Origin of the sequence: Paenibacillus sp. CECT 9249, from assembly GCF_918697855.1 — a bacterium.
Classification (GTDB): Bacteria; Bacillota; Bacilli; order Paenibacillales; family Paenibacillaceae; genus MSJ-34.
In genome coordinates, this window is the sequence record NZ_CAKKLI010000002.1 from 215,268 (window position 1) to 234,703 (window position 19,436).

13 protein-coding genes are annotated in these 19,436 nt (G+C 53.4%); 8 read left to right on the forward strand and 5 right to left on the reverse strand.

Features of this window, described 5'->3' with window-relative positions; translation table 11 throughout:
* The first annotated feature begins 174 nt into the window (after window positions 1–174).
* On the forward strand, window positions 175–1,554 hold the full coding sequence (locus LQ229_RS02960) for a DEAD/DEAH box helicase (RefSeq protein WP_356709414.1): 1,380 nt from the start codon (window positions 175–177) through the stop codon (window positions 1,552–1,554).
* Window positions 1,555–2,091: 537 nt separating this feature from the next.
* Here the strand turns inward: LQ229_RS02960 and LQ229_RS02965 are convergent.
* Window positions 2,092–8,124 (reverse strand): glycosyl hydrolase family 8, encoded by a 6,033-nt coding sequence (locus LQ229_RS02965; protein WP_230190918.1) that lies wholly within the window; start codon window positions 8,122–8,124, stop codon window positions 2,092–2,094.
* 439 nt (window positions 8,125–8,563) lie between these two features.
* Between LQ229_RS02965 and istA the strand changes: the two genes are divergently transcribed.
* The 3 genes from istA (at window position 8,564) to LQ229_RS02980 (ending at window position 11,743) form a co-directional block, all read left to right on the forward strand.
* The gene (istA, locus tag LQ229_RS02970) at window positions 8,564–10,051 is read left to right on the forward strand and encodes an IS21 family transposase (protein WP_216541450.1); all 1,488 of its coding nucleotides are present in this window, start codon (window positions 8,564–8,566) and stop codon (window positions 10,049–10,051) included.
* Between the two features lies 1 nt (window position 10,052).
* Window positions 10,053–10,778, forward strand: coding sequence for an IS21-like element helper ATPase IstB (istB, locus tag LQ229_RS02975; RefSeq protein ID WP_216541451.1), 726 nt, complete (start codon window positions 10,053–10,055; stop codon window positions 10,776–10,778).
* Window positions 10,779–10,906: 128 nt separating this feature from the next.
* Entirely contained in the window at window positions 10,907–11,743 is an 837-nt protein-coding gene (locus LQ229_RS02980; protein WP_230190919.1) for an AraC family transcriptional regulator, read from the forward strand.
* Window positions 11,744–11,784: 41 nt separating this feature from the next.
* Here the strand turns inward: LQ229_RS02980 and cls are convergent, their stop codons facing one another.
* Window positions 11,785–13,245 (reverse strand): cardiolipin synthase, encoded by a 1,461-nt coding sequence (cls, locus tag LQ229_RS02985; RefSeq protein WP_230190978.1) that lies wholly within the window; start codon window positions 13,243–13,245, stop codon window positions 11,785–11,787.
* Between the two features lie 220 nt (window positions 13,246–13,465).
* On the opposite strand from cls, the gene LQ229_RS02990 reads away from it, so the two are divergent.
* From LQ229_RS02990 to ytxJ, 4 genes are all read left to right on the forward strand, one after another.
* Window positions 13,466–14,041 (forward strand): TetR/AcrR family transcriptional regulator, encoded by a 576-nt coding sequence (locus LQ229_RS02990; RefSeq protein WP_230190920.1) that lies wholly within the window; start codon window positions 13,466–13,468, stop codon window positions 14,039–14,041.
* A 21-nt stretch (window positions 14,042–14,062) separates the two neighbouring features.
* A complete protein-coding gene (locus LQ229_RS02995) occupies window positions 14,063–14,410 on the forward strand; it encodes a multidrug efflux SMR transporter (protein ID WP_216537416.1) in 348 nt (115 codons plus the stop codon).
* Window positions 14,410–14,724 carry a multidrug efflux SMR transporter gene (locus tag LQ229_RS03000; RefSeq protein ID WP_216537415.1) on the forward strand — a complete coding sequence of 105 codons (315 nt, stop codon included), beginning with the start codon at window positions 14,410–14,412 and terminating at the stop codon, window positions 14,722–14,724. Before LQ229_RS02995 ends, LQ229_RS03000 begins: the two co-directional genes overlap by 1 nt.
* Before the next feature lie 105 nt (window positions 14,725–14,829).
* On the forward strand, window positions 14,830–15,168 hold the full coding sequence (gene ytxJ / locus LQ229_RS03005) for a bacillithiol system redox-active protein YtxJ (protein ID WP_216537414.1): 339 nt from the start codon (window positions 14,830–14,832) through the stop codon (window positions 15,166–15,168).
* A gap of 63 nt (window positions 15,169–15,231) precedes the next feature.
* Here the strand turns inward: ytxJ and LQ229_RS03010 are convergent, their stop codons facing one another.
* The 3 genes from LQ229_RS03010 to LQ229_RS03020 all read right to left on the reverse strand — a co-directional run bounded on the left by LQ229_RS03010 (window position 15,232) and on the right by LQ229_RS03020 (window position 18,449).
* Entirely contained in the window at window positions 15,232–16,578 is a 1,347-nt protein-coding gene (locus tag LQ229_RS03010) for a D-arabinono-1,4-lactone oxidase (protein WP_230190921.1), read from the reverse strand.
* Complete coding sequence (locus LQ229_RS03015; RefSeq protein ID WP_230190922.1) at window positions 16,566–17,753, reverse strand: amino acid deaminase/aldolase; 1,188 nt, start codon at window positions 17,751–17,753, stop codon at window positions 16,566–16,568. Before LQ229_RS03015 ends, LQ229_RS03010 begins: the two co-directional genes overlap by 13 nt.
* 132 nt (window positions 17,754–17,885) lie before the next feature.
* Window positions 17,886–18,449: a DNA-3-methyladenine glycosylase I gene (locus tag LQ229_RS03020; protein WP_230190923.1), complete on the reverse strand. Its 564-nt coding sequence runs from the start codon at window positions 18,447–18,449 to the stop codon at window positions 17,886–17,888.
* Between the last annotated feature and the right edge of the window lie 987 nt (window positions 18,450–19,436).

Here is a 19,436-nt window from a genome sequence, read left to right on the forward strand (position 1 = left end):
GTTTTTGTTTCATTGTGCCCTTTCCGGCTAAAAATAGTCTGTGAATCACTTCACATTGACTTGCCGTCATGTTTTTCGCCCCTTCATGGTACAATGATAAAATAGAATGTGCTTGCGATGCGAAAGGACTTCTTGATGAACAACGAACAAATAACCTAATGAGGGAGCTAATTCATGAGTAGTACAACTTTTCAATCTTTGGGAGTCCGCGATGAATTGGCGGAGGTTCTGCGCGCGAACGGCATCGTGCAGCCGACGCCGATTCAGCGGGAGGCCATACCTTACGCCGCTGCCGGCACCGATTTGATCGCGGAAGCGCAGACCGGAACGGGGAAAACGCTTGCCTTCGCGCTGCCGATGCTGGAGCGAATCAATCCGGGAAGCGATGCGGTGCAAGGCCTTATTCTGACGCCGACGCGGGAATTGGCCATTCAGATTACGGCAGAACTGAAGAAGCTTGCCCCGGCCGTTGGCGCGCGCGTTCTGGCCGCATACGGCGGCCAAGATGTGGAGCGGCAGCTGCGCAAGCTTGAAGGCGCAGTCCATCTTGTCGTGGCGACGCCGGGCCGTCTGCTCGACCATCTGCGCCGCGGATCGATCTCACTCGGCAAGCTGAAGGTGCTGGTGCTCGATGAAGCGGATCAGATGCTGCATATGGGCTTCCTCCCCGAAGTGGAGGCGATTCTCGCCCAGACGCCCGCCAGGCGGCAGACGCTGCTGTTCTCGGCGACGATGCCGCAGCAGGTGCGCCAATTGGCGCAGCAAGTGCTGCGAAACCCGCAGGAGGTGCGAATCCGCGCGAAGCAGGTGACGCTCTCGGAAATTAAACAAATCGTCGTCCAGACAACGGATCGTGCGAAGCAAGACGATTTGTGCAAGCTGATCGACCAGTACCGGCCGTATCTGGCGGTCGTGTTTTGCCGGACGAAGCGGCGCGCGAGCACGCTGAATCAGGCGCTGCAGGAGCGGGGCTACGCCGCGGACGAATTGCACGGCGATCTGTCGCAGGCGAAGCGCGAACAGGTGATGAAGCGGTTTCGCGAAGCGAAACTGCAATTATTGGTCGCCACCGATGTGGCGGCACGGGGACTTGACGTTGAAGGCGTAACGCATGTCTTCAACTACGATATTCCGCCGGATGCGGAAAGCTACATACACCGCATCGGGCGCACGGGCCGTGCCGGGCAAACCGGCATGGCGGTAACGTTCGCGGCAGCGAAAGACCGGGGAGCGCTCGAGACGATCGAGCGCGGCATCCGCATGACGCTGCCGCGGCGCAAGCTCGGCCCGGACGCGGCCGAGCGGGACGGCGCCCCTGCGCCGAAGGCGGGGCGCGCGAATGCGCCCGGGCCTGCGGCCGGGCGCAAGACGGTGCGTCAGCGGCCGCAGGCGCTGACGCAAACGGCGCGGGCGCGGGATGCCGCAGGCGCCGCGCCGGGCCGGGGCGCGGGCAAGCGCGGCGCTGCCCGCGGGGATGCGCGCGGCGGCGGAATGCCGCGCGCAAGCGAGCGCCGCAGCCGCAGCCGAGGCGGCGAGCGCGGCGGACGGCGCTAGGCACGCGCATGCCGTGCAGCCCGGACAAGGAAAGAGCCTCTCGGGGCTCTTTTTGACGTTCCCGGCATCTTCTTTCTCCCCCCTTCTGTCGATATCCCGGTCAATCAGGATGATCTGAACGAGAGGGATATCGACAGAAGGGAAGGAAAGCAACAACAATAAAAGGGACAGGGGATAAGATCAAAAGCGAACCTTTAGCGGAAGGAAGACCAAGTTACAAAAAAGCCTAAAACCCGACTATAAGACGCTTTCCGTTCTCCGAACAACCTGAATCCGGATGGCTAAGTTGTATAAAGTGCAACATTAATGGGGTTGAACAGCCGGAACAGGGGAGTATCCTGCATTTTATACAACATAATCGCAACAGGGAGGCCCCTTTCCCTTTGTTTTTCTCCAAAATGTTGTATTTGGTACAACATAGGCGCATTCACTGAGCGAAAAGAGGAGGAAATGTTGTATTTGGTACATCATACGTTTAGCCCGTCCGCGTATATCAACAGACTGAGGACCCGAGATCAAGTCCCGGGTCCTTTGGATTTAAAGATATTTTTTATAGATTCTATAAATGAAGACCGCCACTTCCGCTCTCGTTGCCGTTTCTTTCGGACGAATGGCGTTGACGTCGCCCTCGACGATGCCTTCCTTGACTAGAGCCGCCACACTATCCGCGGCATATTCCGCCACCTTGGCGGCATCCGCAAATTGGCCCAAGTCGGCGGCGGCTCCGCTGCCGGTCAATTCCCCGGCTTGCTTCAACAATCTTGCGGTCAGCACCATCATATCCTGCCTGGAAATTTCCGCGTTCGGATTGAAATTGTTGCCGCCGACTCCTTTGGCAATGCCCAGTTTCTTGGCGATGCCTAATGCATCGTAATAATATGAGTCCGAACCGACATCATCGAAATTGCTGTCGAAATCGGCCTCGAGACCGAAAAGTCGCACCAGCAGCAAAATAAAGTCGGCTCTCGTAATGCGTTTGCCGGGCTCGAAGGTGGTGTCCGACGTTCCTTTGATAATCCCTGCGGCAGCCAGTTCTTCGATCGCTTCTTTCGCCCATGCGTATCGATCGCCTACATCATGGAAGCTTTTCTTCGCCGGGTTCGGCGTTTCCGGTTTCGTACCCGGCTCCGGCGTTACTTCCGGTTCCTTCCCGGGATCGGACGGCTTCGGCGCCGACCCGCTTCCGCCGGTTCCGCCGCTGCTTCCGCTGCCTCCGCCTCCACCGCTAGAAGACTTCCATGTCGTCACGATTCTCACATTGCTTATTTTCGACATGTTGCCCGCCGCATCGTACGCGACGACAAAATATCTATACGTTGTGCCAGGGGTCAGTCCCGTGTCTCGATATTCCGTCTTCGACGTCGATGCGATCTCAACGTCGTTGCGGTAGATCTTGTAGCCCGCGACGCCCAAATTGTCGGTGGCCGGGGTCCACTTCAAATCGACCGCCGTACCGGATACCGCCTCCGCTCTTTCGATGGTCGGTTCCGTAGGCGCCTCGGTATCCACAACCGTCGGCGACCACCAGTTGCCGGATACGACAATCATGCTGAGCAAACGCAGGTTGTTGCCGAAATAGACGTCTTCTTCCGTCGGCACCGCCGCATTGTAATCCCATAATTTGTTCAGCCATTCCTGATTGGACGAATCGATCATCGCGCTCACCATGAGCGGAGCGGAGAAGGTAATATCCTCGTAATCCGCAATCGCTTCCGAACCGTCCAGCTTATATCCGGCCCGAATCCGATTCGGTTCGCCCCCCGTGATGCCGCGAATCCAGCCGTTCAGCGTACGAAGCTGTTCCTTCGCCCGCGCATCTCCCGTCACGAGATAATCGGTGCCGATTCGCCAAGGCGTGCGGGAAGAGTTGTAGTTATAATCCCCGTCATATTCCGATTCCAGGAAATACGGTTCCGCAGGAACGAACTTGCCGCCGCTCTTCAAGACGAAATCGGGCAGCAAGCCCGCATTCGGGCTGTAATTACGATACAAATCGTTAATGATCGTATACGTCGTATCGACGACCCGATCCCAATTGCTGTCGCCCGTCACATTGCGGTAGTCCTTCATATGCTGCAGCATGAAGTCGGAAGGGCGGGTTGCGGAAGCCCATTTCCCGCTCGAAGCCCAATCGGCGATTCTGAGCATCCAATCGCTGCGGTTCACTTCGCTTTCCATGATCGCATGAATTACTTTTTTGGCTTCAGCCAAATAATCAATCTCCCCGCCGCTGCCCCATTGGCTGTCGGCCAGCAATAACGCATAAGCGATATCCATGTCCCCGTCGGTAGCCGAATCGACGCCGGAAACATCGACGATGGCCGCGCCCGTATCGCCTTGTCTCCATGCCATCAAATTCGGGTTGATCTCGCTCGGATGCGCTTTGAAATAACGGAACATGCCGTCAAAATATTGCTTCGCGTCCGGGTCGTGCCCGGCCATCAAGGCGGTGATGAGCATTCCGTAGCCATGCGCTTCGGATACGGTGGTGGCCCAATAGTTGACGCCCAAGTCTTCGTCATATTCTTCTTCAAACCAATCTCCGTCGGCATACCATACATAATATTGATCGGGTTCCGACTCCGGAAGATACGGGTGCTTTTTCAAATATTTCGCTTTCCACTCGTCGTACAACCGGGCGACGGTCCGATCCATTTGTTCCTGCGTCACATGGTTCGGTTTAATCGAACCTCCGGCATAGGCGGCATGCTGCGGGAACGCTTTATGAGGGCCTTCGCCCGCCGGCGCCTGTTTCGTCCTCACGACGGCTTCATTGCTTGCCAGCGATTCGATGTCCTCGGCATTAAAGGCTTTCACGACATACCGGTACGACGTATCCGGCTGCAAGCCGAGATCGTTATAGGATGTCCCGGTTGTCGTTCCGATTCTGTCGCCGTTGCGGTAGACATGGTATCCCGAAGGCGCGATCGCGCCCGGCGACGCAGTCCAGGTCAAATTAATTTGGAAAGCCGATACTCCCGTTCCTTGCAAATCCGTCGGCGCGGAAGGCGGTTCATGCTCGACAGGTCCTCCCAGCGTACTGACTTCGATCGGCGCGGAATTATCTCTTCTTCCTACGGCCTTAATAATAAAGTCATAATTTTTGCCGGGATTGATGCCTTCAACAATATAACGATACTCCTGCGCCCCTTCGACAACCGGGATATATTCGCTCCAGTGCGTTTTTACTTTGTCGTTTTTCTCATAGATCCGGAAACCTCTGACCGGTTCCTCGCTATCGGCGGGAGCTTTCCAGGCGAGAACCGCCTGATTGCCGTTCAGTTCCACCTTCGCTTGCTCCACCTTGGCCGGTTTGGTATCCGTTCTCTTAATGCCGTAGCGATCGTAAGCGATTAATCCGTTGCCGACCGCTTCTTGTTTGCCTTCGTCTTCAACCGCCGCCGTATAAGCGGTAAACTTCATCACTTGATCCGAGACGTACATATCGGTAAACATTTTTTTGAACGGCTGTTCGTCCACCGCGGCGAAATAATCGTCGTACGGAATCAGATTTCCGTTTTTGTCCAATACTTCATGCGGCTCCCAGTTTTCATCCAAGTAGTATTGATTGTTTTTTGTATAAAATTTATTTCCGAACGCATTGGACATCAGGTAGACTGTACCTTTCGGATTGAGAACGTTGCCGTCCTCGTCCTTCGACAACCGATCCGCGGGTACGATTTCGTCCCCGTACATTTGGAACGATCTCATGTACATATGATCATGCGCCTCGAACACCATATCGATGCCCATTTCGTCGAAGGCGGGAATTAAATATTTTTTGTAAAATTGAACTCGTTCGTCTTCCCATTGCGCCGAATTGTCGCCCGCCGCATACGGAGCTTTGTGAAAGATAACGAACTTCCACTTCTTGTCGCTTTTCGCAACGGTGTTCTTCATCCAGGCCACTTGATCCCAAAATTGTTTGTCCGCCCATTCGACATCCGTTCCGTTCTCGGCAAGGCCGCCCTCATATTGCGAATTGAATACCATATAAAGCGCGTCGCCGTATTCGAAAGAATAGACGGATCCTTCATGGGTGTTCTCCACGACTTGCTTCGGCAAGTTGAAATGATTGTAGAAATTGTTGTTAGGGGTCGTTTCGTCCCCGTCGTAATCTTGAACTTCATGTCCTCCGAGCACAGGCACGAACGGAACGTGCAGAAGCTCATTCTGCGCCAGGCCCAGCATCCATTGCCATTGTTCCTCCAAATCGCCGTTATCGACCAAGTCCCCGGCGCTGATCAGAAACTTCGGATCGCCGATATAATCGCGCGCTTTCTTGAACGTATCCGCCCAAGGCTCGAAATTCGCCTTGCTCGACGCTTGCGAATCCGATCCGACAATAAAACGATAAGGCTGATGTTCCGCCGCATCGGTGGTGAAGGAACCGATGTTGCTCCACTCCTGACCGTTGCCGACGCGGAATAGATATTTCGTGCCTGGCTTCAACCGATCTGCTATCGCTTTATGGCTGATGAACTTCGCCTTCTTCCCGCTCGAGCGGTCGGCTTTCGCCATAAATGTCTCGATCTCTTCCCCGGTACCTGCGAACTCCAACGCTTCTTGCTCCGGGAATGCCGCTCCGGCGGCCTTGGCAGCTTGGGCAACTTGCACTTTCGTATCGGTCATCGCATCCGTATACCAAGCAAACGCAATGCCCGTTCTAGGATCGGCGTTAAAGCTCATGTTGATTAATTTCGGCGTGTAAGGCGAGTCCTGAACGGTAAAGTTCCAGGAAATATCACGCACGAGCGCAACGTTATCGTCGCCTTGAATCGCCGTTTTCGGAATCGTGACCGTATACGTCTTGCCGTAGGCGAATGCCGGATGGTCCAATTGCAACGTATTGCCGTTAACGATTTTTGTTGTTACATTGTCCAACTTACGATTCTCGTTATCGATAATGGCGATGACTTGTTCTTCGGCAACCGAGATCGGCTTGTTGAATTTCACCGTCACAGGCGCGGCGACCGATACTTCTTCCGCGCCGTCCTTAGGCAGCCGGACGAGGTCAATCGTAGGCATTACGGGATTGGTCCCGGCGATGCGGTCCCCTGTTACGCGAATGTCCCGTATTCTGCTGGAGCCTCCCCCGCCGATGCCGGACGGATTATCCTTTGTGTTCGTCGCCTTATTGGAATTTACGACCCAGCGAATGTATATCAAATCTTTATCGTCCGCACCCGCCAGCGGCACATTGATCAGCTTGCAGCTATTGTCCGGGCAGTCGTAACTGGATGTTACGTTCATGTGCACGATGCCGCCCTCGACATCGGACCACGTTTGCCGATAATCGGTGCTGATCTGCACCTTGAAATCGTTCGGGCCCGATCCCGACGAATTTTGCTCGGAAGATAACGCGATGTTCCGGTAACCGGCCGTGGAGACCGCTGCGAGCCAATATTTCTTGCCTTCGCCTTCGTCCCAACCTTGATAGCTGATTTCTTTCTTGCCGCTGTTATAGCTTTCGAATACGCCGCCTACATTGCTCAAGATCGACGCCGCTTGATATTGTCCGCCCGTAGCGACAAACGTTCCGTTGTCCCCCTCGTTCTGAAATACCCATTCCGCAATGACGGATTGATCTTGCTTCTTCGTCTTAAAACTCCAGACGATATCATGGGCGAGCGCAACATCGTCTTCGCCGGCCGCAAGCCCTCGCGGTACGGTTACGGTATAGGTTTCCTCGCTTTCCAAGCCGGGATGGCCGATTTGGAGCGTCCTACGGTTCGGCGCAACCGTAACACCCTCCACCTCGCGACCGCCGCTATCGACGATCTTCGCTTTGTAGCCCGGAACCGTCTTGATCGCTTTATTGAACTCTACATGGATTGCCGTATGGACGGCTACTTCTTCCCCGTCCCGCGGCGTTGTCGAAATTGCCGCCGTCGGAGCTTCGATGATCGCGCCGGCCTGTCTCTCGCCTTGCACGCGAATGTCCTTCAAATAGCTGGAACCGTACGGTCCCACTTCGGCGTTCGCGTTGGAGTCGGTTGCAGTCGTGGAAGCGACGATCCAGCGGATAAACAGCAAATCCTGATTATCGGCAGCCTCTGGAAGCGGCGTTTCGTCTAGCTTGCATTCATTACAGGTATAGCTTCCTTTTTCCAGCACTAGATTTTCGACCGTTACCCAATTCTGTCCGTCGCTGCTGATTTCGAGTTTGAAATCGCGCGGTCCCGATCCCGAAGATTTCTGCTGGGACGATAACGTAATATGCTTGAAGCCTTTGGTCGAGATTGCCGCCAGCCAATATTTGGCGCCTGTTCCTTTGTCCCAACCTTGATATTGAAGTCCGTCGCCGCTCACATATTCTTTCTGCGGACCGCCTATCGCCCGAATCGTCGAGGCTGTTCGGTAAGCTCCGTATGTAGCGGACACGACCCCTTCATCGTAAGCGTAGTCCCGGCCGAAGCCCCATTCCGCAATGACTTCCGGACCGGATGCCTCCCCCCCGCCGTCGGGCTCGTTGGCGGATACGATTCCCGCCGTTTGGAACGGCAACAACATCAGGATGAGCAATAGAGATATCGTTCGCTGCCATTTCTTCGTTACTTTGCTTTTCATTTGAACTTCGTACCTCGCTTTCTCATTAATTAAAGCGCTTAAACTTTTGTAGTGCAAAAAACGCTCATTTCAATAGCCTAACGCTGATCTCCCCCTTTGCCGAAGTATTCGGTCCATCAACCAGCCGAATCTGAGTTTACTATAGCGCAATCATTCGCAAACATTCTCTACATATTTTCTCAAAAACTTCGATTTTCAACGTTTATTGCGAAAATGATGCCCTCTTTTATCCGTTGCGAATGTTAGCTAGATATAAACGCCAAGTAAAAGATTGTAAAACAGTATTCAATCCATCATGCCTGTTTATTGCATAATAGAAATGCCTAATATTGCAGCGTAAAAATGCCGAATTAAGATGCAAAAAAGAGACACTTGTCAGCATCCCACTATCATCCTATCGTTATGTTTGTCGACAACGTAGCGAGAGGAGAAAGAAAGGATGTTGAAAATGCCTCAACAACAATATATCAGGTTTTTGCGTGAAGTAGAAGGCTGTTCGGTAAATGAGATTGCACAGCGTGTGGGGGTTCATTGGCGAACTGCAAAAAAATATGCCGATCAAACGGATTGGAATACATCGGTGACCAAACGGAAAAACAGGAGTCCCGTAATGGGACCGTTTATGGAGATCGTCGACACGTGGTTGGAGGAGGATCGCTTGCTCCCCCGAAAGCAACGTCATTCAGGTGTACGCATATTCCAACGATTGCGAGACGAACATCAATTTACAGGCGGACAACGTACGGTACTAGCCTATGTGCAGAAACGAAAGAGCGAATTGGAACTGGAACGCGCTAAAACGTATGAACGACTCGAACATCCGCCTGGAGAGGCACAAGTGGATTTTACTACTCTCGAGGTGAGTCGAGGACATCAATTGCTTACATACAAGTTACTGGTGATGTCCTTCCCGTATAGCAACGCCGCTTTCGTCTATCCAACTCCTGCTGAGAACCTAGAATGCTTCCTGGAAGCAATGAAGCAAATCTTTGAGCAAGCGGGTGGTGTTCCCCAGCGTATCTGGTTTGACAACCTGTCTGCTGCCGTCGTTCATATTGAGAAGCAAGGCGAACGGCAATTAACAGAAGGCTTTCAGCGATTTTGCGCCCATTACCGGTTCGAAGCCGTATTCTGCAATCCGTACAGTGGCCATGAAAAAGGTCATGTGGAGAACAAATGCGGGTACTCCAAGCGAAACTGGGCCGTCCCCATTCCAATTTATGAAAGCCATGAACAGCTTGCTGCGTATTTCGCTGAGCAGGCCATGCTAGATCGTGAACGCCAGCATTATGCTCAAAACCGCCGGATCGCTGATCTATGGGAGGATGACCGCCGTAAGCTACTTACATTGCCGGAACACGGATTTGAGGCCTTTCGGTTGGCGACTGCGGTGGTCAACAAGTACGGGGAGATTCGGATTGAAGATACGACAATTCCGTTACTGGGAATGGTTGCGCCAGGTAGCGAGGTACTGATCCAAACGTTCTGGGATCGTCTGATCATTTTAAACGGCCACCATCAAAAGCTTCGGGAGGTACCCCGACCTTATACGGGACGTACTGCGGACGTTCCGTGGTCGAAAGTATTTACCGGTTGGCTTAGAAAGCCGCGCAGCGTTACACATTCACAGTTCCTACGCATGCTGCCAGAGACATTGCAAGCGTATGTGACGGTGAAAGATCTGGATGAGCGAAAAGAACGCCTTCAGGCACTGTCGCACTGGAGCGATGTGTACACCATAGAACAGATCCAAGAGGCAGTCGCCTTGCTAGGCCAGAATACGGTGGTTACCCGCGTCACGGCCGTCCTTGGCATGAAACATGGAAGCCGAGACTTGCCGGTTACGTGGGAGGAGACGCTGTCGCCACCGGGGACTCGTTCAGATGGCTCTCTTGGGCGCTATGATCAACTTGTGGGGGTAAGTTAAGATGGCGACAGAACTAGTGGATTTATGTCGGCAGCTGCGATTGGCGCATGTCATGGACTATATATCGCTTCAACAGAATGAGGAGATTCGCAGCATTGTGGAACAAATTCTTAGTGCGGAATTGGACGGTCGCCGCCGTGCCAAGCTGGGGAAGCTCGTCCAGCAGGCAGGATTTCCGCATATTAAGACTTTTGAGGGATATGTCTATGACCATATCTCTTTTCCGAACGGCAGCAGTCCAGAGATCATTCAGGGATTGGAATGGGTAGAACGCAAGGAGAATTTGCTCTTAATGGGAGCCGTAGGCACGGGCAAGACACATATGGCAACAGCGCTGGGTGTGGAGGCTTGTCGCCGAGGTAAAGCCGTGCAGTTCTACCGAGCCTCTGATTTAGTCGCCGTGCTGCAGGAGAAATTTGCGTCGGGTACGCTTAGCCGGTTTCAAGATAAGTTGAGGAAGGTTGAATTACTCATTCTCGATGAGGTTGGTTACGTCCCGTTCAGCCAAACCGGATCTGAGTTATTATTTAACGTGATAGCGGACTGCTATGAGCAACAGAGTGTGATCGTTACGTCCAACTTGGAGTTTGGTCAATGGACGTCGATATTCGGCGATACGAAGCTTACTTCAGCACTTGTTGATCGTCTTGTGCACCATGCTCATATTCTCTCCTTCACAGGCGAGAGTTTCCGTTTCAAGCAAGCTATGGAACGAATTCCGATGTAGCCTCGATGCTGGCAAGTGGGCTTGGCACTTTTGGCTGCAAATCTAAGCATTTTCTACTTGCAAAACACAATGCCGCGTGATATGATCAATGAAAGCGCATTCTTGTATTACAGGGGGTTGTTTGGGCAATGAAATTTTACAAATCGGATCTTTTTGGCATTAGCCGCGAACGGAAAACGCATTCCAGCATCCCTTCCGATCATTATCATGACGCTTACGAAATTCTATATATCATTTCCGGCGAGCTCTATTATTTTATCGGGGATCGAACGTACCAGGTCGTTGGCGGCGTTCTCCTGCTGATTAATATGAACGATATCCATAAACTAATCAATTCGAACGGTTCAATGTACGAGAGAGTGACGCTGCAGTTCAAGAAGGAGTTTCTCGAAGGCTTTTTGGCGGCGGGGGAAGCTTTCGATCCTTGTTCCTGCTTCCAATCCGGATCGAGTGCGATCAAGCTGCGGGCTCAAGAGCAAGGTTTTGTCGAAGGGCTGTTTCATAAAATGATTGCCGAACATACGAACCAATCGCCGCAGTCCGATCTTTACCTGAAATTGCTGCTCATCGAGCTGCTCATTTTCATCGGGCGCAAACAACATAGCGGGCATCGCGGCCTCTACATCGAATCGAACCGCACCCATAAACAAATTTCCCGCATCGTCAATTACATCAACCATCATTACGCAAAGCGGCTCACCTTGGACGATATATCGAAGAACTTCTATATGAGCCCTTCTCATGTAAGCCGAACTTTCAAAGATTCGACCGGCTTTACGTTTATTGAATACGTTAACAATGTTCGGGTGAAAGAAGCTTGTACGCTGCTGAAAGACTCCAACTTAACGGTATCGGAAATTGCCGAGCGCGTCGGCTTCGATAATTTAACCCATTTCGGCAGAATATTCAAAGGAACGACCGGCTCTTCCCCTTTGAAATACCGCAAATTGAATCAATGCCGATAAAAACCGGACCCGCTGCTTCGGGCCCGGCACATACCGTTCCGCTATAACAACGGCGAGAACAATCTCGCCGCCGATTCGAGAAAGCGGACGATCACCTTGCGGCGGGCAAACTTCTCCGGATTGATCAAATTCGTATATTTCAAATCCCGTTTGAAATCGCTCACCATCGTTTGCACGCTGTCCGTCCCAAACAATAAGGCGTTCACCTCGAAGTTCAAATGAAAGCTTCTCATATCCATATTGGCCGTGCCGATCGAAGCGGTCTCCCCGTCGATAATTAATATTTTCGAATGCAGAAATCCTTTTTCGTACTCGTAAATGTCCACGCCCGATTCGATCAATCCCGAGAAGTAGGAATGCGACGCCAGAAACGGCATCCAGCGGTCCGGCTTGGCCGGAAACAATATTTTCACCTCAATGCCGGATAAGGCGGCCACCCGCAGCGCCGTTAAAATATCTTCGTCCGGGATAAAATACGGAGTGGCGATCCAAATCGATTTGCGCGCCGACGTAATCATGGAGAAGAACAAGTGCTTCATCGATTTGCGCTTATTGTCCGGACCGCTGGCGATAATCTGCACCGCCCCGTCGGCTTCCGGCTCCGGCTCGGGTCTGAAATATTCCGCGCTGACATGCGCCTTGCCGGTCATATAGAACCAATCCTGCACGAATATCGCTTGCAGCGAATGAACGGCTTCGCCCTTGACGAACATATGCGTATCGCGCCAAAATCCGTACGTTTTGTTGCGGCTCAAATATTCGTCGCCGACGTTCAATCCGCCCATAAAGCCGACGTTCCCGTCAATGACGACAATTTTGCGGTGGTTGCGGTAATTGACCGAGCTCGACAGAAACGGAAACCGGACCGGTTCGAACGGAACGACCTCGATGCCCGCCCTGCGCATCTCTTCCAGGAAGGAGAAGGGCAGTTTGTAGCTGCCCACCGCATCGTATAGAAACCGGACTTCAACGCCTGCGCGGGCCTTCTCGACGAGAATGTCTTTAATTTGCGTCCCGATTGCGTCGTCGCGGTATATGTAATATTCCATATGAATATGATGGACCGCTTTCTCCAATTCCTGCAAAATCGCGGCAAACGTTTCTTCCCCGTTCGTTAAAATTTTCGTATTGGTCGAAAACGAGATGACGCTATCGGAGATTTTATGGGATAAATGCAGCAGCTTCTGCTGGTTTTGCGTCAATTCCTCCAATTCCGCCCGCTGCCTTGTCGTCAATTGGTCGATGCTGCGATGGACTTCCTTATCCTGAATCGCTTTCCGGTCGAACCGCCGCCGTTTCCGGTAGTTTTGCCCGAACAATAAATAAAATACGAAACCGACGACGGGAATGAGCGCAAGCAGAAGAATCCAGGCAACGGTGTTGGATGGATGACGATTTTCCAAAAAGATAACGACCCCGATGGAAAGCACGGACAACGAAAGGAGCACGCTGAACATTTTCGGAATCAGATTGTTGATATAACCTCCGCTATAATAGGCCAATCCGCCGAGGATAATGATAAATACGATAACAATGACTGAACGCCTCACCTGTATTCCCCTCTTGAACCGATTGTTTTATGACTATTATGATACCCAAAAAGCGGATTGAAAGGAAGGACGCTCTTTTCATTTATTTCAAATGATCCCCTTTACACCGGGCATATAATGTGAGATATTATTAACTAACGATCGTTAGGTAGGAAAAGGAGGTGCATCATCCATGACCGCAAAGCGAATTCAGGAGGTGGCCCTGGCCCATTTCGCCAAGTACGGATATGACGGCAGTTCGCTAGCAAATATTGCTGAAGAGGTCGGCATTAAAAAACCTTCGATTTACGCACACTTTAAAGGAAAAGAGGATTTGTTCCTCCATGTCGTGCAAGAAGTGTTCCACGAAGAATTGGCGTTTGTACGCGATTATTTCGCCTTGAACAGCCATTCGCCGCTGCACGCGCGGCTGTATGAAATGCTGGCCCAATATCAAGAGCGGTACGAGCGCAACGATAAAATGAAGTTTTGGCTGCGGATGTCTTATTTTCCCCCGCCGGCGCTATACGATGAAATCATGGAGCAAGTGTATGCCTACTTGGATCAATTGGAACTGCTGCTTGCCCGTATTTTTACCGAGGCTTCCGCAACAGGGGAAATCGACAGCATCGACGCCAATCAAGCGGCGGCGGCCTTCATGTGCCTGTTGGACGGCAACCTGGTGGAAATGCTGTACGGAGGCGCCGACCGTTTCCGCAAAAGGCTGGACGCTTCCTGGACATTGTTTTGGCGCGGAATTTGCAAGTAGTCATCATTGGGGGAGAGAATCATGAAACAAGCCAATAAAGGCTGGGTATATGTATTGATTGCCGGCATCATCGAAATTTTATGGGTTTCCGGACTCAAGCACTCCGCCGTATGGTGGGAATGGGCGCTGACCGTGATCGCGATCGCCATCTCGTTTGTCGTCGTCATTCGCGCGGCGAAAATTTTGCCGGTCGGCACGGTGTACGCCGTCTTCGCCGGGATCGGCACCGCCGGTACGGTCCTGACGGAAATGCTCTTATTCGGGGAACCGTTTAACATGGTCAAAATATTGCTTGTTCTCGTTCTGCTCTCCGGCGTAATCGGATTGAAACTGGTTACGGGAGAAAAGGAAAAGGAGGCGGACGCATAATGGCTTGGTTATGTCTGGTATTGGCAGGCCTCTGCGAAGTAACGGGAGTCATCGGGATTAAAAAGGTGGCGACAAACGGTAAATTGCAATCTTATCTCTTGTTAATCATATCCTTTGCGGCAAGCTTCTCCTTGCTGTCGGTCGCGATGAATTCGATTCCGATGGGAACCGCCTATGCGATTTGGACCGGGATCGGAACGGTCGGCGGCGCGCTCGTCGGCATGTTTCTGTATAACGAATCCAAGGATTGGCGGCGCGTCTTTTTTATCGCTTTAGTGCTCGCCGGCGCGATCGGCCTGAAGCTGTTTACGTAAGCTCTCCGCATGGAGAGCTTCCTGCATCTATGTAGGACTCGCCGTCCTTATGGTATAGTAGAATAGAACTTATATGAAGTAACTATAGAAAGGAGCCATGTCGGTATGCAATGGAAAGAAATTACGTCCATCGACGAATGGAATCATATGCTGGAAGCGTCCGCGAATCGCGGCCAGGTCGTGTTGAAACATAGTACGACTTGCCCGGTCAGCGCCAACGCGCTGCGCGAATACGAACAATATTTGCAAGATCAGCCGAACGAAGGCCTCGACTACGTTCTCGTCAAAGTGATCGAGAGCCGCCCGGTTTCGAACCAAATCGCGGAAGATCTCGCCTTGAAGCACGAGTCCCCGCAAATCATTTATATTAAGGATAAGGCGAAATATTGGAGCGCGACCCATTGGGCCGTGACGAAGGAACATATCAAGGCCGTTCTGGATTAATCGGCGCAAGAGAGCGGGCGGGGCCCCATAGCGGCTGCCGCCCTCTTGTCTCACTTCGCAAGATTAGACGGGACTAAGCCGCTTCCGCTCTATGCCTATCAGTTCGCTTAAATACGAATTCACGAACATGCCCTGCGGGTCGAGCCCTTCGCGGATGCGCAGAAATTCGTTCCACATCGGATAGGCGGCCGCCAGCCGCTCCGCTCGCATCGTATGCATTTTCCCCCAATGCGGACGTCCGCCATGATGCTGGAATATTTCCTCCAAACAAGCGAAATACCGCTCGTACGGCATTCCCCGGTACATATGCACCGCAATATAGGCGGAGTCGCGCCGGTATGCGGGACTGAGCCAAATATCGTCTCCCTTGACGTACCTGCATTCGATCGGAAAATGTACCGCGAACCGGTTCCGTTCCACGCATGACCGAATCTCCGCAAGCACCGGCTTCATCGCATCCGCAGGGACGTTATACTCCATTTCTTGAAACCGCACGAGTCTCGGCGTCGCGAACAGCCGATGGCCGTACCCGACTTCCCGCACGTTCGGCACGCCTTTGGCGGATAACAGGCTTACCGGTCGGCATAATCCCGGAAAGAGCCGGCACGCTTCGGACAACAGCCAGAAGACGCCGTTCTCCATCGCCATCACTTTCCATTCGTTCCATCGGCTCGGTTTCCCCGGCTTTTCTTCCGTCTCGTTCATCGTCTTGACTTGGGCGATATTCGTATAAGGGAACCAGTAAAATTCAAAATGGCGGTTCTCCGTCTTCAACCGTTCCAGTTGCCGCAAGCATTCGTCGAACGGCATTCGCCGGCTTTCGTAGCGTAACGGCAATGCCGGCACGACGCGCAGCTTCACTTGCACGATAATGCCGAGCATGCCGAGCGACACTCTCATCGCCCGGAACAGCTCGGGCTGCCGGTCCGCCGAGCATTCCACCACTTCCCCCGCCGCCGTTACCGCCGTTATGCCGGCAAGTTGGGTGGATAGGCTCCCGAATCCGATGCCGGTTCCATGCGTCCCCGTACTGACGGCGCCGGCAATCGACTGGGCATTGATGTCCCCCAAATTCTCCTGCGCAACGCCGTGTTCGAACAGTTCTTCCCCGAGCCGCTTCAATTTGGTGCCGGCCCACACGATTGCCGTGCCTTCGTCCATGTCGACGGATTCGACTCCTTGCAGCAAGTCGAGCGAAACCATCAGTTCGTCGGTTTGAACCAACCCGGTGAACGAGTGGCCCGATCCGACGACGCGCAACCGTGTACCCTTGGCCGCGCATTGCTTCACGAGCGAGACGACTTCCTCGACGCTGCGCGGATATGCAACGCCGCTTGGCGTACTGCTCACGCTGCCCGACCAATTTTGCCATCCGTTCTTGTTCAGGCGCACCTCTTCTACAGAAAACATTGTCCGTCCCCCCGATATGTGCGAGCTTCGCCGACGATCCGGCCCTGCGAAACGAGAAGCAGCCGATCGAACCGCTCGCATAACTCTCCCGCCTTGGCATGACGCATAAAAATCGGATCGCCGAGCTCCAGCGGTTCGTCCCCGCGATACCGAACCGGCGTCTGCACTTCGCCCGCGCCTTCGAGCGGCAGCAGTTCGGCTCCCGCGGGCAAGTAGGGCGCCGGCAGTTTCTCACGTCCCGCGGATCCCGACGCGGTATAGCCGCCGCCGGCGCATGTGTACAGATCGTAGCGCGGCCGGCGCACGATTTCCACGGCATAACCCGCCGCCGGCAGCAACCGGAAATCGCGGTAATAATCGAATAGTGCGGGAGCGTAAAAGCCGGAGCCCGCCGTCACTTCCGTCACCGCCGGTTCGAGCGCCGTCGTCTGCAAGCTGCCCGTTCCGCCCCCGTTGACGAAGCGGAGCGGCTGGCCTAATTCGCCCGCCAATTGTACCGCGTGCGCTCTCCGTTCTCGAACTTCGCGGGCCGAACGCCGTTTCAACCAATGGACGACCGTATTTTTCAGCCTTTGTCCGGGCATCCGGTCGCCAACTCCGGCAATTTGCGCCTCATAGCCCATGATCCCTTCGAGGCGGACCCGTTTGGAAGCGGCGATCAGCCGCATCAAATCGGCGACGGCTTCGCGCGAGCGCAGCGGCGAACGCCATACGCCGAAATGCAGGCCCGGAACGTCCAGCGACATATCGATATCGATACAGACCGGGATGCAGACGCCCTCCCGCTCCGCAGCCGCTTCGATCAATTCGACATGGGCGGCCGAATCGACCATAAGCGTCATTTGCTTCCCTTCCTTCGCGTATCGCCCGATCCGCGCGAGTTGTTCCGGCTCGCATGCCGGGTAACCGATCAACAAATCGTCAAAGCCCCGATCCGCCAAGTAAAGCGCTTCCAATGGGCTATAACACATGACGCCTTGAAATAAGTTGTCCGCATTCATAATCCGTTTCATCAAGTCTACGCAGCGCAGCGACTTGCTCGCGATCCGGATTCGCTTTCCCCCCGCGCGCGCCGCGATTTGCCGAATATTCTCGGCGAGCAGATCGAGATCGACGTATGCGAACGGCTTCGGAATCCCGGCAAAGACCGCTTTATAATCCCGGTACTGGCGCATCTTCACGTCCCACCTTTTCCGGCAGTCTAACGAACCAATTTCATGTCTCTTTCATACTATTCGAAATTCGCGCCGGAATCCCCCTTCGCGAATAAAAAAATCGGCGGACATGAAAAAAATCGCTGCTCCCCGTCAGCGATTCCGTTCGTAACAAATACAGCTTGTAAGATGATCGTTCACCATGCCGACGGCCTGCATATAGGCATAGCAGATCGTAGATCCGACGAACTTGAAGCCCCTTTTCCGCAAGTCTTTGCTCATCGCGTCGGACTCCGCCGTCTTGGCGGGGACTTCCTTCAGCTCCGTCCACGCGTTGCGTATCGGCTTGCCGCCGACGAACTGCCAAATATAACGGTCGAACGAGCCGAACTCCTGGGCGATGCGCAAAAACGCCTGCGCGTTGGTGACGGCCGCGTTGATCTTCAACCGGTTGCGCACAATTCCGGCGTTGTTCATCAATTCCTCGATTTTCTCCCCGTCATACCGCGCCACCTTATGCGGATCGAAACGATCGAACGCTTCGCGGTACGCTTCCCTTTTTTTCAAAATCGTATACCAACTGAGTCCCGCCTGCGCTCCTTCAAGAATCAGCATTTCGAACAGCTTGCCGTCGTCGTGCACAGGCACGCCCCATTCGCGGTCATGGTACTCGACATATAACGGATCTTCATTCACCCAGCCGCATCTCGTCGTCATTCCATTCTCACTTCCCGTCTGTTATGGTTTGTCTCTATTATACCAAACAAACGTTCCTGTTCAACTTGTTTTTTGAAAGGAGGACACGCGGGTTCGCGCGGCGGCGCTCTGTTTGGGCGCTAGCGAAACTGGTAATCCTTATTGGGCTCAAAATGAGGACTTTCCCATCCTAACGAAAGTACGTATCGCTATTCATTGGAAATCGGCCGTTTTACCGCCTTTTTCCCCCTCATTAGCGTGTTCGAGTTTCGTTACGCCGGCAACAAGGTGATTTACGGGCTAATAGCGTGTATATGTTTCGTTTAGTCCGCCCGACGGCCCGACGGGTCGTCAGCCGCTGCGCGGTATGATGGAAATTGACGCCTGCCTCAATCAATATGCCGGAAAATTCCGGCGCATGAGGCCCGTTTCGCTTTCCGACGCGTCTGTTCGATGCCGTTGTATACTTGTAACGGATCTCACAGCCGTTATTGCGGCTCAATAGGCGGTTTTGCAAAATGTAACGGATGTAGGGGACGTTATTGTGCCAGTAGAACGTCTTTCCGAACATTTACGAGCAAATAGCGTCGTCCGGATCCGTTACATTTTCAATTATGCTAAAAAATCGAAAATAAGAGCGCTCACTTTCGTTACAGTTGCTCGACCGGCGATTCCAGGCTCGCAGCAGGGCGCATAGGCACCATACGCGGCCAAGCAGCCCGCACCGCGAGGCATGGGCTCGCAGCCCCCCGCGACCACGGCGCATAGCGCCATACCGCGTAGCGCCTCTCGCCCGTGCAGCCCGAGCGCGGCGTGCGGCAACATGCATCTTTTTACTCGCTTCGATGGAAAATGGGATGGTTAGGGCGGAATTCCTGCATTATAAGCCAATCTCATAATTCCTTTCGGGACGAATAAAAAAAGAAGAGGCCGCCTCTAGGGGGCAAGCCTCGTTCCGGCCGGGCGAGCGGCGGCTACCAACGTTGCGATGCCTGTCTGCGTCGCACA